Origin of the sequence: Desulfovibrio sp. 6_1_46AFAA, assembly GCF_000224635.1 — a bacterium.
In the GTDB taxonomy this organism is placed as follows: domain Bacteria; phylum Desulfobacterota; class Desulfovibrionia; order Desulfovibrionales; family Desulfovibrionaceae; genus Desulfovibrio; species Desulfovibrio fairfieldensis.
Window position 1 is genome coordinate 359,475 of the sequence record NZ_JH114302.1, and the last position, 13,636, is coordinate 373,110.

A 13,636-nucleotide genomic window follows, 5' to 3' on the forward strand; every position below is an offset into this window, starting at 1 on the left:
CCCCATTTTCTGTACGCCGGGCGGAAGCGCGCCGCCGCCCGACCGGGCCGGTATAGCCATACTGTATAATATTATACATATTATTATGCAACTATTGATGTTGCCAGAGAAAGCTCCTACATTCCAAAGTGAGAATCGTGACCATACCGGCTCCAACCCGCCTGAGTTTTGTTCTTTGCCGCCAATCGATTCAATCGAAAACTGTAAGAGGGAAAGGGTGCGCAACCCTGGATCAACGCGTCTGAAGATGCCGGGTCATCTTCAGGCGCGGCTGATATATTTATGGATTTCCAACCAGATCAAGAAATAAGAAAGGCATGAGCATGAGCAACGAAAATACAGCTCCCAAGATTGAGAAAAAGCCATTGAGCATGATTGTAAACGGCAAAAAGGTCGGCCCTGTCGAGGTGCCGGTGGGGATGCCGATGATCGACTTTTTACATCATTATCTTAACCTGACCGGCACGCATTTCGGCTGCGGGCAAGGCGTCTGCCATGCCTGCACCGTCGTGGAAGTGCAGCCGGACGGCAGCATGGTCGATACCCGGACTTGCATTACCAATGCGCATGCCTTTGACGGCAAGACGATCATCACGATCGAAGGCCAGGCCAAAACGGACGCTGACGGCAACATTACCGAACTGACGCCGATCCAGAGAGCTTTCATTGAAAAATTCGCGTTCCAGTGCGGCTACTGCACGCCCGGCTTTGTCGCGGGCGCGACCGCCTTCATCGACGGTCTGAAGCACAAGCCGATCAGGCGCGCCGAATTGGAGGGCGCAATCGAGGAAGCGCTCAACGAGCATATTTGCCGCTGCACGGGGTATGTGCGGTATTACGAAGCCGTGCGCGATGTGGCGCTTGCCACTCCCGGCTGTGTGATCGGGTAGGGGGCCGCCATGAAAAGCCGTACATTGCGCAATTCGATTCTCGTCATCATCGCTGTTGTCATCGTGGCGGCGCTTGCCGTTTTGTTCGGGCTGTTCCGGACATCGAGCGTAGCCCCGCAGGCGAAACAGGCCCTTTCACCCGAACAGATGAAAGCTCTGATTCCGCGCGGCCGCGAACTGGCCCTGGCCGGTGACTGCTTCGGCTGCCACTCGCTGCCGCAAGGGCCGATGGGCGCCGGAGGCCTGGCCATAGGGACGCCGTTCGGCACGCTGTATTCAACCAACATCACGCCGGACAAACAGTACGGCATCGGCAACTATACGCGCGCCGATTTTCATCGCGTGATGCGCGACGGCATCGCGCCGGGCAATCGCAATCTCTATCCGGCAATGCCCTTTGTCTTCACGCAGCTCACGACGCCTGACGACATTGACGCGCTCTACGCCTATAATATGAGCATTCCGGCCATGCCGGTCGCCAACAAGGCCAATACCGGGGCCTTCGTGCTGCCGGTGCGCCCGTTCATGAACTTCTGGACCCTGTTGAACTTCCCGGACCGCAAGGCGGCCCGGAACGAACAGCGCTCCGCCGAATGGAACCGGGGCGCCTATCTTGTCGAAGGGCTGGCGCATTGCGGCGCCTGCCATTCGCCGCGCAATTTCATGATGGGCCTTGAATTCTCCCGTGCCCTGCAGGGCGGCGAAGTGGACGGCGTGGCGGTTCCCGCGATTACCGCCGCGGCGCTCGCCAAGCACGGCTTCGACGTTCCCACGCTGAGCGCCTATCTCGCCACCGGCGTCGCTCCCCAGGGCACCGCGTTCGACGGGATGTACACCGTCACGCATTTCTCGACCAGCACGATGGAGCCGGAGGACGTCAAGGCGGTAGCCACCTACCTGCTCACGGCCAAGGACGGCAAGCTGGTGCCCCTGTCCGCGCCCCCCGCGCCGCTGCCGCAAGCCGTCGCCCCGGAATCCGGCACGCCCATGGCGGCCGGCCGGTTGGCCTATATGGCGTTCTGCGCGGGCTGCCACGGCATGAACGGCCAGGGCCTCCCCAATGTCGGTCCGGCCATGAAGGGCAATGCGACGCTGGCCATGGACGACCCGCGGACGCTGATCAAAGCCGTTCTCAACGGCATTCCCACCCAGATCTTCAAGAACGGCGAGCGGATGTACGCCATGCCGCCCTTCGCGCACCGCATGAGCGACGCCGAGGTCGCCGAGCTCGTGACCTGGATCAGGGCGGAATGGGGCGGCCAGGCCGTGCCGGTGACCGCCGGTCAGGTGAGTGCCCAGGAAACCGCGGTAAAATGAATACAATAACGGGCGGGCCTGTCGCTGGGCATGTCTGTCTTCTTTTATGCCGCTTGCAGTCTGCGACGCAAGCGGATCCCGAATAGGAAAAAAACATGACTATTGATATTTCGCGACGCAATTTTATCAAACTCGGAACAGTTTTCGGCATTTCCGTCATGATCGGACGCTTGCCGGATGCCTTTGCAGTGGAAATAAATTCGGGCCCCGGCCCCACAGACTGGATGTCGCCGGACGGCAAGGTTCGCTATCGGTGGGATGCCGTGCGCAAGGTGGCCGGGCAAAAGGACTTCGCGCGGGACTTTCGTGCGCGGGATCTGCCCGGCTGGCCCAGGGAGCAGGCCCACGCCTTCTTCATTAAGGCGACGCGGGCCGACCGGACCTTTGAGGGTGTGGACCTGAGCATTCTGGGGCCGGGATTGCAGCCCGACCGCCTTGTCCTGCATGAAAATTTGGTCGGTGACGGCGTGACCATGCCGCAGGCCGAGGGTTTGGCCGCCGACTTCTACGGCAAAAACTTTCTGGTTCCCAAAGGGCAGACCCCGCCGCTGCTCGGCCACCCGGTGGCCCTGCTGATGTATCGTGACTTTGATACGTTCGAGGCGGCGAAGCGCAGACTGCGCTTTGCCGAAAATGTCGTGAAATACGGCGCCGCCACCGGCCCGAACACGCCGCCCAACTACGGCGCGGCACGCTATGTCCGCATCGGCGGCGACAGCCCGACAGCCTCATCCGTGTATTCGCCGATGCAGGACGCCGTCATTTGGGGCGCTTTCGACGGCAATAAGCCGGTCTGGCCGCCGGAAAGCCCGTCCGGACTTTTCGTGCCCGCCTCGGTGATGACGCGGCATCGTGGCGGCGGCGGCGTGCGCGACCCGCTCACGGTGGCGCGCGAAACCTATGAGCCGATGCGGCGCGGCATGAACGCGGCCGCGGACATCGAAAAGGCCATTGAAGCGGCGCGCAAGGATGAAAGCAAACTGGTGCTGGAGCGGCAGGGCTTCTCGCAATCAATCGACTCGTGCGCGCTGGAGGCGGACAACGGCAATGCCTGGTATGATGCCGAAACGCGCACCCTGCACCTGGTCGCGTCGGCACAGTCGCCGTATGAGGTCGCCCGCGTCGCGGCGCTGATGGTCAAGGACAACAAGCGCTTCCCGGTCAAAACGATCAAGCTGCTCACGGGCACCACCGTGGGGTACGGCGCCAAGGACCATTCGATCTTCCCGTTCTATGTCATCGCGGCGTGTTTCTATGGCAACGGCCTGCCGGTACGGCTTGCCAACAACCGCTATGAGCAGTTCCAGCTCGGCATCAAGCGCCACTCCGTCGAAATGGACGTGACCATCGTGGCCGACCGCAAGAGCGGCAAGTTCGAGATCCTCAAGGGCTTCTATAACCTCAATGGCGGCGGCCGCGCCAACTTCTCCTTCTCGGTGGCGCAGGTGGCCGCCACCGCCGCGCAGTCCATCTATTATTTCCCGAAATCCGATCTTGCGGCCATCGCGCTGGCATCGCCCGCGGTGGAGGCGGGGTCCATGCGCGGCTACGGCACCCTTCAGGCCATGAGCATCACGGAGCTGATGGTCGATGAAGTCGCCGCCGAACTGGGCATTGATCAGATCGAACTGCGTCGCCGCAATGCGATGCGGGCCGGTTTCGAAAACACGCAGGGCGCGCAGCCGCTCGGCGAGCCGGGCAATATTGAAATGCTCGACATCGCGGCAAAGCATCCGCTCTGGGTGAACCGGCACAAAGCCAAGGCCGAGTTCGACAAGGCCAACCCCGGCAGACTGTACGGCGTCGGCTTCGCGCAGGCGCAGAAGGATTACGGCACCGGTGCGGATACCACCGCGCTGGCCCTGGAATTCGATGCCGACGGCAAGGTGCGGATGCGCCATTGCGTGCAGGAGATCGGTACCGGCGCGACCACCGCGCAACAGGTCATCGTCCGTGACATGCTGGGCAAGACGCCCGATTCCGTCGAGTTCGGCGTCGCGGAATTCGCCGAACTGCCGATGGTCAGCAACTGGTCGCCCTACACGACGACGCAGAAACAGCAGGACGACTTACAGAAGAATCCCTACTGGGTGCCGTTCATGCTGCCGGCCATGAGCGCCTCCAACAGCGCCTATTTCATCGGCTTCGGCACGCGGCAAGCGGCGAAGTTCCTGTTTGAAAACACGCTGTGGCCGGCGGCGCGCGCCATCTGGAGCGAGGGACCGGCAGGCGGCCAGATATCCAGCGGCTTCATGACCGTGAATGACCTGCGCGTGGTCGAGGGCGGCATCGGCGGCGGCGGCATGGAAATTCTGCCGTTCGAGCGGGTCGCCAAAAAAGCCCACGAGCTGGGGCTGGTGACCGGGGTTGCCCTGCACTGCTTCAGCCGCTGGGAATGGACGACCGCGACATTCGATGTTCCGACCATCGGTTCCATCGAAGTGGCCGCCGACGTTCTCTCCGTGCGTTACGGCGACGGCGCCGCGCCGGAGCTCAAGCGGCGCATGACCAGCGGCGGCTATGACTTCATCAAGAGAAGCAGCGTGAAATTCCCCCCGGTTCAACGCAATAACGCCGGTGTGACGACATACGCGCCCGCGGCCTGCATCGTTGAACTCAACGTCAACACCTTCACCGGCGAGATAGAAATCATGCGCCACCACAGCCTGCTCGGTACCGGCAAAATGATTGTACCGGAACTCGTATCCGGCCAGTTGCAGGGCGGCCTGGCCATGGGCATCGGGCATGCCCTGATGGAGGAATTGCCGCTTTATGAAGACGGGCCGGGCAACGGAACGTGGAACTTCAACCGTTACACGCTGCCGAGGGCCACGGATGTCGCGGTCTGGAATCAGACCGCCGATTATCTTGAGCCGGAATCCGAAACCGCGCCGCCCAAAGGAATCGGGGAAGTGGTGATGGTCCCGGTGGTCGCCGCCATCGGCAATGCCGTCACCCATGCCGTCGGCAAGCGTTTCTACCGGCTGCCCGTGACTTCGGAAAAGATCAAAAAGGCTCTGGGCCTGTAACGACGTGTCGAACCCTTGCGGGTGAAGAGCACGCGGAGCCGTTTGGCCCGCGAGAGGAAGCGGTAATAAAGAAGTCCTGAGCCCGACCGGGCTCAGGACTTCTTTATTACAATGGAATGACGGGAAGCTCCGGAAGCGTCGGCGTATTGTGCGCCTGAACGGCCTTAACCGGCTTTTTCCTGAAGCGAGCGCCACAGAAAGCGCCCCAGGCCCCAGAAGGTGCACAGCCAGCTCAGCACGGACACGTAGATGAACACGCGCGGCACCGCCATAAGCGAGGCCACGCCCAGGGCCTTGCTGCACATGATGGTGCAGGCCGTGAACATGCCCATGGGGAAGACCATGCTCCAGTAGCCGGGCGTGTAGACAAAGGGAAAACGCCGCGCCGCGTGCCGCCACAGCCCGAGGATGAACAGCATGACCACCCACCAGGCCGCGAAGCCCCAGGCCATGAGGGTCATGCCCTTGAGAAAGGGCAGCACGGACTGGAGGAAGGGCGATCCCCCGGCGCGCAGGATGAGCTCGCAGCCCGCCAGGGTGGTGATGGCCACGGCCCCGGCATTGACCCAGAAGGTCGGGTCCAGGGCCTCGGGAGCCAGCGGCTTGTAGCACAACCGGTAGACGATAAGGGTAATGACGACGGCATAGAGCATAAAGCCCGTGCCGAAGAGCGCCGTGAGCAGGAGGAAGGCCGTCTCGTGCTCCCAGCTCGTGTGGTCGATGATCACGCAGCCGAGAATGACCAGGGCCTGGCAGCTCACGGTGTTCAGGAGCCACGCGCCGTTGATGCCCTTTTCAATGGGCGGTTTCCGGTCCGTGGTGAAAAGGGCCAGAAAGTCCGCCCAGATGAAAAAACACCACACGGCCAGGGCCAGCCAGAAGAGGCCGCAGGCCAGGTCATAGCGCCCCAGCAGCAGGGCGCACTGATTTGCCAGCAGGCCCGTGCCCGCCACGATGGTCAGGTAGCCGGGGCCGCGCGCGTGATCGGCCATATCGCCGAAGAAGTCCCGGGGATAAAGGCCCAGGCGCAGGATGTACACCGCCCACAGGCAGCAGAACATGCCGATGTTCACATAAAAGAGCGCCAGCGCCCCGGCCTCCATGCCCAGCAGGTGCAGGGCAATGGACACGATGCCCGTGGCCATGACCATGCCGAAGTTGGCCGGGGCGGCGCTTCTGATCAGCGCGAGGGCCCTTGCCGTGAGTTGGCCGCGCATCACACCCCTCCCCAGCGGCGGCGGTAGATGGTGAAGGGGAAGGTCACATAGCTCAGCGGCACGCTGAAGATGTGCACCAGCCGGGTGAACGGCAGCAGGGCGAAGATGGTCAGACCGCTCAGCACGTGCAGTTGCAGGAAGAGCGGCACGTGGATCATGCGCCCGGGCGCGGGCGCGAGCGTGAGAATGCCGCGCACCCAGGGGCCGATGGTGGTGAAGGCGTCAAAGTGCGCCGCATAGGCCTGATACATGCCCGTGGCCGCGTTGAAGCCGATGAGCAGGAGCACGATGATGTCCGTCCAGCGCGTGGTAAGGCGCACGGGCAGGCTGATTATCCGGCGCAGCAGCAGGATGCCCACGCCCAGCAGCACCATGGGCGCGATGAGCATGCCCGCCAGCCCGGCGATTTGGGCGTGGGCCTGGGCGGAGATGCCCACGGCGCGCAGGGCTTCGGGCGGCAGCACCAGGCCCACGATATGCCCGCCCAGAGAGAGCAGAATGCCGATATGGAAGATGAGACTGCCGCAGCGCAGCATCCGGCTCTCCAGGAACTGGCTGGAACGGGCGTTCCACTCTTCCTGGGCGTAGGTGTAGCGCAGCAGCAGGCCGCCGGTCAGCAGGGTCAGACAGATATAGGGATACACCGCGAAAGCGGCGATGAACAGTTTCATGAGCGGGGTCATATGCATACCTCCCGAGAGGGAATGTCACGCGCCGCCCGGCTGTCGCCCCGAACTGCGGGATGTGCGGAATGGTCGGCGTCGGGAGCGCACTCCCGCATGGCGTCGGCGGCGGCGCGCAGTATGGGCGCCCAGGGGCTGTTTTCCGCCGCGAGATGCGCGGCGATGTTCTGTGCCGCAGGGGTGAATTTTTCGCACAGGCAGGCGGCGGCCCAGGCCGGGGCCATTGCCAGGAATTCCAGAACCAGCGGCAGATAGTCCGGCAGTTCCCCGCCGGAAGGCGTACAGCCGCTGTCGCGGTACAGTTCCGTCAGCGCGGCCAGGGCGCGCCCCTGCAAGGGGGAGTCGCCGTAGACGTGGGTGGTCAGATACAGGCAGGCGGCGCGATTGAGATCAAAGGTCTGCACAAAGGCCGCCTGCAGATCCAGCAGCGGCGCGGCCGCCGCATGGTCCAGAAAAGCCGCGGCCCAGGCGGGCACGGGCTCCCGGCGTGCCTCATGCGTCTCATGCGCCAGGGCCGTCAGTTCCTCGTCCGGGTAGCGCAGAAGCTGCGCTACCCACAGAAAGGTTTCGGCGCGGGTCATGCGTGCACCCCCTTGAACTCCGGAGCCACGGGGTCGCGGTCCGGGTAGCCGCTATGGCCCTTGAGGGCTTCCACATCCTCGCCGGGGGCGTCTTCGCGCCGTACCGTGGGAATGACGAAACGGTCCTCATAGCGGGCCACGGCCAGCAGGCGGTACATGGCGGCGGCGCTTTCCGGGGTCATGCCCGCCGTTTCCAGCGCCTGGGCCGCGTCCGGGCCGCTGAAGGTCTTCTCCCGCATGAAGCGGCGCAGGGCCAGAATCTTGCGCAGGGCGGCCCGCACCGGCTCTTCCCGGCCGACGGTGAAGAGATTTGCCAGATAGCGCACGGGGATGCGCATGGCGTCCAGCTGCGTGTCAATGTCGATGTCCGTCTCATTGGTGAGCGGGCTGGCGGGCGGAATGTACCAGACCATGGGCATGGTGCGGAATTCCGGATGCAGGGGCAGCGCCAGTTTCCAGTCGCTGATCAGCGTGTACACGGGCGAGTTCCGGGCCGCCGTGAGGAACTGATGGGGGATGCCGTCCTTTTCCGCCTGCCGGATGACGGCGGGGTCGCGGGGGTCGAGAAAGACCCGCAACTGCGCCTCATAGAGGGCGGCCGGGTCGGGCGTGGCGGCCAGCTCATGCACGGCGTCGGCATCGTAGAGCATGACGCCGATGTAGCGGATGCGCCCGGTGCAGGACTGCGCGCAGAGTGTGGGCTGACCCGATTCCACGCGGGGATAACAGAAAATGCACTTCTGGGAGTGGTGGTTTTTCCAGTTGAAATACACCTTTTTGTATGGGCAGCCGGACATGCAGAAGCGCCAGGAGCGGCAGCGCGTCTGGTCCGTGAGCACAATGCCGTCCTCGTCCCGCTTATAAATGGCTCCAGAAGGGCAGGAGGCCACGCAGGCCGGGTTCAGGCAGTGCTCGCACAGGCGCGGCAGATGCAGCATGAACACCCGCTGAAATTGCAGCAGGGCCTGGGCGTCCAGGCCCGCGAAATCGGGGTCGTCCAGGCCGGTGACCTGGGTTCCGGCCAGGTCGTCGTCCCAGTTGGGGCCGGCCTGCGGGGTCATGGGGCGGCCCGTGACGCTGGAATAGGCCCGGGCTATGGGCTGATGCTTCTGCTCCGGGGAGGTGGTCAGGTTCTGGTAGTCGTAGTTCCAGGGCTCGTAATACTGATCCATGCCCGGAAGGTTCGGGTTGCCGAAAATCTGCGCGGCCTTGCGCAGCTTGCCTCCGGCCCTGAGGCGGAGTTTGCCGTTCTCCACTTCCCAGCCGCCCTTGTGGATGTCCTGGTTTTCCCACAGGCGGGGATAGCCGATGCCGGGCTTGGTTTCCACATTGTTGAACCACATATATTCGCTGCCCGGATCCGTGGTCCAGGCATTCTTGCAGGGGATGCTGCAGGTGTGGCAACCCAGACACTTGTCCAGGTTGAGCACCATGCTCATCTGCGTTTTAATCTTCATGGAATATCACCTCCCCGGCCTTGCGCACCACGATGTATTCATCGCGCTGGCAACCCGTGGGTCCGTAGTAGTTGAAGGAATAGCTGAGCTGGCCGTAGCCGCCGATCATCTGCGTGGGCTTGATGAAGGGGCGCGTCAGGCTGTTGTGCGTGCCGCCGCGCTGGCCCGAAAGAGGCGAAAGCGGCGTGTCCACGTGACGTTCCTGGGCGTGGTAGATGAAGGCCCGGCCCCTGGGGATGCGGTAGCTCACCAGGGCCCGGCCCATGAACACGCCGTTGGCGTTGAAACATTCCAGCCATTCGTTGTCCGCAATGCCCGCCTGGGCGGCGTCCTCGTCGTTGAGCCAGATTTCGCCGCCGCCGCGCGAGAGCGTGCGCATGATCAGGTTGTCTGAGTAGGTGGAGTGAATGGACCACTTGCTGTGCGGGGTCAGCAGGTTGAGCACCAGATCCGTGTCCTTGCGGGGAACGGCGTCCCCGGTCACCTCGCCCAGGGTCGCCAGGGGCAGGGGCGGGCGGAACACGGGCAGGCTTTCGCCCAGGCCGCGCATCCACTGGTGGTCCAGATAGAAGTGCTGGCGGCCCGACAGGGTGTGGAAGGGCAGCAGCCGCTGCACGTTCTGGGCAAAGCTGGTGTAGGTCACCTGTTCGCCCTTGAGGCCGCTCCAGTTGGGGCTGTTCAGCGCCCGTCCCGGCCGCGCCGTGATGGATTCAAAAGTATGGTCGATGCCCTCGGAGGGCGCGGAGATGTCCTTGAGGGACAGGCCGGTGCGTTTTTCCACGCTGGTCCAGGAGCGCACCGAGACGGTGCCGTTGGATTCCGGCGAGAGGCAGAGAATGGCCTCGCAGGCGGCGCGGTCCGTGTCCAGGCGGGGCATGCCCTTGCTGACGCCTTCCTCCCGTACCGTGCCCAGGCGGGCCTTGAGCAGGTCATGCTCGATGGCGCCGGACCACTTGGCCCCCTTGACGCCCATGCCTTCCGGCCGTCGGATGTTGGGACCGAGGGAGGTGTACATCTTGAGCACGTCGGCATAGCGGCGCTCCACCACATGCAGGCCGGGCATGGTCTTGCCGGGCACGGGTTCCACCTCGCCCGTGCGCCAGTCGCGCACCTGGCCCAGGGGCTGGGCGATTTCGCCGGGGCTGTCGTGCAGCAGGGGCGTGGCTACCAGGTCCTTGCGCGTGCCCAAATGCTTTTCCGCCAGCCGGGAGAAGACCTCGGCCACGGTACGGAACTGCTCCCAGTTGTTGCGGGCTTCCCACGGCGGGTCAGCGGCCGGGGTAAAGGGATGGATGAAGGGATGCATGTCCGTGGAGGACAGATCGTTGATTTCATACCAGTGAGCCGCGGGCAGCACCATGTCGGCATAGACGCAGGACGTGCTCATGCGGAATTCCGACACCACCATGAGGTCCAGCTTGCCCTGTTCCATGGGCGGATCGCACTGAAATTCACTCGGCTGTTGTGGGGATTCCCCGCCGCGCACGGCGTTTTCCGTGCCCAGAAGGTGGCGCAGGAAGTATTCATGCCCCTTGACGTTGGAGCCCAGCGGGTTGGTGCGCCAGAAGCACATGATGCGCGGCACGTTGTCTTCGTGCGAAGGGGCCTCGACGGCCATGCGCAGGTCGCCGGACTTCAGGCGCGCCACGGCATGCCTGATGATTTCCTCGTCGCTGGTCGCGCCGTCGGCTTCGGCCTTGCGGCAGATCTCCAGGGAGTTTTCCTGGAACTGCGGGTAAAACGGCAGCCAGCCCAGGCGCGCGGCCACGGCGTTGCAGTCCGCCGGGTGGTCGGGCAGGACGCCTTCCTGGCCGGGCGGGCACATGCGCCCCATGTTCAGCAGTTCGTAGCGCCAGGCGTCAATGGCGAAATAGTAGAAGGAGGTGCCGTTCTGCAGGCGCGGCGGCCCGGTCCAGTCCCCGGCCATGGTCACCGTGGTCCAGCCCGAGAGCGGGCGCACCTTTTCCTGGCCCACATAGTGGGCCCAGCCGCCGCCGTTGACGCCCTGGCAGCCGCAGAGCGTGGTCAGGGAAAGAATACTGCGGTAGATGACGTCGTTGTTGTACCAGTGGTTGATGCCCGCGCCCATGACGATCATGGAGCGACCGTCGGTGGCGGCGGCATTGTCCGCGAAGCCGCGGGCCACCTGGATGACCTGTTCGCGCGGCACGCCGGTCAGCTCTTCCTGCCAGGCCGGGGTGCAGTTGACCCCGGCGTCGTCGTAATCGCGGGCCACGTCGCCGCCGTGCCCCCGGTCCACGCCCAGGCTTCCGGCCAGCAGTTCAAAGACCGTGGTCGCGCGGCGCGGCCCCTCGGCCGTCCGCAAGGTGACATACGGCACGGGGCGCAGCTTGACGGAGGGCTTTCCGGCGTCGAAAACCGGAAAGGCCGCCATGGTCCACCGGGCTCCGGGGGCTTCCTCCATGCGCAGCAGCGGCGTGAGCTCGGCCTCGTCGGCCTCGTCGCGCATGTGCAGATTCCAGCGGCCGTCCTCGCCGTAGCGCGCGCCCACGCTGCCCATGGGCACGGCCGGGCCGTTGCGCGCGGCGTCGTAGACCACGGTTTTCCATTCCGGATTGTTGCCCTCGCGCCCGATGTCCGAAGCGCGCACAAAACGGCCGGGAGTATGCTGATTGTCCGCGCCGTCCAGCAGGACAAGGCAGGGCAGGTCCGTGAAGCGCCGGGCGTAATCCTCGAAATAGGGAACGCGGCGGTCCAGGAAGTATTCCTTGAACACCACGTGGGTCATGGCCATGCCCAGAGCCGCGTCCGTGCCGGGCTTCACTGTGAGCCAGTGATCCGCGAACTTGGTGAAATCCGCGTAGTCCGGCGACACGGCGGCGATTTTCGTGCCCCGGTAGCGGGCCTCGGTAAAGAAGTGGGCGTCGGGCGTGCGCGTCTGGGGCAGGTTGGAACCCCAGGCGATGATATAGCCCGCGTTGTACCAGTCCGCGCTTTCGGGCACGTCGGTCTGTTCGCCCCAGATCTGCGGCGAGGCCGGGGGCAGGTCGCAGTACCAGTCGTAAAAACTGATCATGCTGCCGCCGATGAGGCTGAAAAAGCGCGCGCCCGAGGCGAAGCTGACCATGGACATGGCGGGCAGGGGCGTGAAGCCGAAGATGCGGTCCGGCCCGTAGCGGCGGATGGTGTGCACCATGGAGGCGGCGAACATCTCGGCGGCCTCGTCCCAGGTCCAGCGCACAAAACCGCCCTTGCCGCGCGCCCGCTGGTAGGCCCCCCGTTTTACGGGGTCGTTGACGATGGAAGCCCAGGCTTCCACCGGATCGCCGTGCTCTTGCAGCGCCGCGCGCCAGAATTCAAGCAGTTTGCCCCGGATGAGCGGGTGGCGCACCCGCAGCGGGCTGTATACGTACCATGAGGCCGAGGTGCCGCGCGGGCAGCCTCGGGGTTCATAATCGGGGAAATCCGGATGCGGCGTGGGATAATCGGTTTTCTGGGCTTCCCAGACGATGATGCCGTCCTTGACGAACACGTCAAAGGAACAGGAGCCGGTGCAGTTGACGCCGTGGGTGGAGCGGGCCACCTTGTCGTACTGCCAGCGGCGGCGGTAATAATCTTCCCAGGAGCGCCCGCCTTGGCGTTCGCTGTATTCGGAACCGGAGAATAATTCGCCTCCCATTTCGCTGAGGCGTTCTTTGAAGTATCGGAGCTTGGGAAATAGCGTAGGACGCATAAATCCTCCTGCGGAGAATTGAGCTGTAGTTGGTGTATATGCGCCACGGCCTGAAAGCGGGCGATCTTACGGAACGGCTGAAACCGGCGGACGCCGGAAAAGACAGGCCCTGGCGACAAAGCTTGCGGCTTGTTTCATCACCGGGTGACCAACTGAATCTCGTTTTGTATAGGAACTATAAAAAAAGAGAGGGGACTAAGGCCGGACGTTGGGACGGAAGGTGGGGGGGAATCCGCAAAACAAGGCTGGCAAGTGTACTTCTTGATTTCATACGATTTTTACATGCGCGCTGTCAATGACAAGCGTGCTCGTACGGCACGGCGGCCCTTGGTCCCGCCCTCCGGCAGGCAATAGGACGAAGGGCTCAATCGCCGACTATCCATTCGATTTCCGGGCCCAGCCCTCATGAGAGCATTTCAACTTTGAGAATGCGCATTCTCAAAGTTTTTAAGACGCTCGCCCTGCTCTCGATGTCCGTACGGCGCGCTTCGCGTGCCTACGGCCATGGCCCTGCGGGCCACCCTTGGGGTCGGTCTCCGGCGCTTAGCTCTGCTGTCGCCATCCGTAAGGCGGCATAGCCGCCGACGGCTGACGCTCGTGGCGGGCGGCTGCTTACACAATCGCCAGAGCAATTTCAAAGTGAAATTGTTCTAAAAACGCCGTTTGCGAAAAGCTGCATTTTTTTCGGGCGGCAAGGCGCAGCGGAAAGGACGTATTTTGTAAAATAACCGCAAAGTTGCAGGGAGCCTGACGCAAGCGTATTTTCCT

Annotated in this window: 9 protein-coding genes; 3 read left to right on the forward strand and 6 right to left on the reverse strand. The window is 63.6% G+C overall.

Features of this window, described 5'->3' with window-relative positions; genetic code table 11:
* Positions 1–323 precede the first annotated feature (323 nt).
* The 3 genes from HMPREF1022_RS08290 (at position 324) to HMPREF1022_RS08300 (ending at position 5,236) form a co-directional block, all read left to right on the forward strand.
* Positions 324–890 (forward strand): (2Fe-2S)-binding protein, encoded by a 567-nt coding sequence (locus HMPREF1022_RS08290; protein ID WP_008683426.1) that lies wholly within the window; start codon positions 324–326, stop codon positions 888–890.
* A gap of 9 nt (positions 891–899) precedes the next feature.
* Entirely contained in the window at positions 900–2,207 is a 1,308-nt protein-coding gene (locus tag HMPREF1022_RS08295) for a cytochrome c (protein WP_009302748.1), read from the forward strand.
* Between the two features lie 95 nt (positions 2,208–2,302).
* Entirely contained in the window at positions 2,303–5,236 is a 2,934-nt protein-coding gene (locus tag HMPREF1022_RS08300; RefSeq protein ID WP_009302749.1) for a xanthine dehydrogenase family protein molybdopterin-binding subunit, read from the forward strand.
* Positions 5,237–5,400: 164 nt separating this feature from the next.
* Here the strand turns inward: HMPREF1022_RS08300 and HMPREF1022_RS08305 are convergent, their stop codons facing one another.
* The 6 genes from HMPREF1022_RS08305 to HMPREF1022_RS18120 form a co-directional block, all read right to left on the reverse strand.
* On the reverse strand, positions 5,401–6,453 hold the full coding sequence (locus HMPREF1022_RS08305; protein WP_009302750.1) for a tellurite resistance/C4-dicarboxylate transporter family protein: 1,053 nt from the start codon (positions 6,451–6,453) through the stop codon (positions 5,401–5,403).
* Entirely contained in the window at positions 6,453–7,136 is a 684-nt protein-coding gene (narI, locus tag HMPREF1022_RS08310; RefSeq protein WP_009302751.1) for a respiratory nitrate reductase subunit gamma, read from the reverse strand. Before narI ends, HMPREF1022_RS08305 begins: the two co-directional genes overlap by 1 nt.
* The gene (gene narJ, locus HMPREF1022_RS08315; RefSeq protein WP_009302752.1) at positions 7,133–7,717 is read right to left on the reverse strand and encodes a nitrate reductase molybdenum cofactor assembly chaperone; all 585 of its coding nucleotides are present in this window, start codon (positions 7,715–7,717) and stop codon (positions 7,133–7,135) included. The genes narI and narJ overlap by 4 nt, the downstream gene beginning before the upstream one ends.
* Positions 7,714–9,174 carry a nitrate reductase subunit beta gene (narH, locus tag HMPREF1022_RS08320; protein WP_009302753.1) on the reverse strand — a complete coding sequence of 487 codons (1,461 nt, stop codon included), beginning with the start codon at positions 9,172–9,174 and terminating at the stop codon, positions 7,714–7,716. Before narH ends, narJ begins: the two co-directional genes overlap by 4 nt.
* Entirely contained in the window at positions 9,164–12,868 is a 3,705-nt protein-coding gene (locus tag HMPREF1022_RS08325) for a nitrate reductase subunit alpha (RefSeq protein WP_009302754.1), read from the reverse strand. Before HMPREF1022_RS08325 ends, narH begins: the two co-directional genes overlap by 11 nt.
* Before the next feature lie 612 nt (positions 12,869–13,480).
* Positions 13,481–13,624 carry a hypothetical protein gene (locus tag HMPREF1022_RS18120; RefSeq protein WP_156802906.1) on the reverse strand — a complete coding sequence of 48 codons (144 nt, stop codon included), beginning with the start codon at positions 13,622–13,624 and terminating at the stop codon, positions 13,481–13,483.
* Between the last annotated feature and the right edge of the window lie 12 nt (positions 13,625–13,636).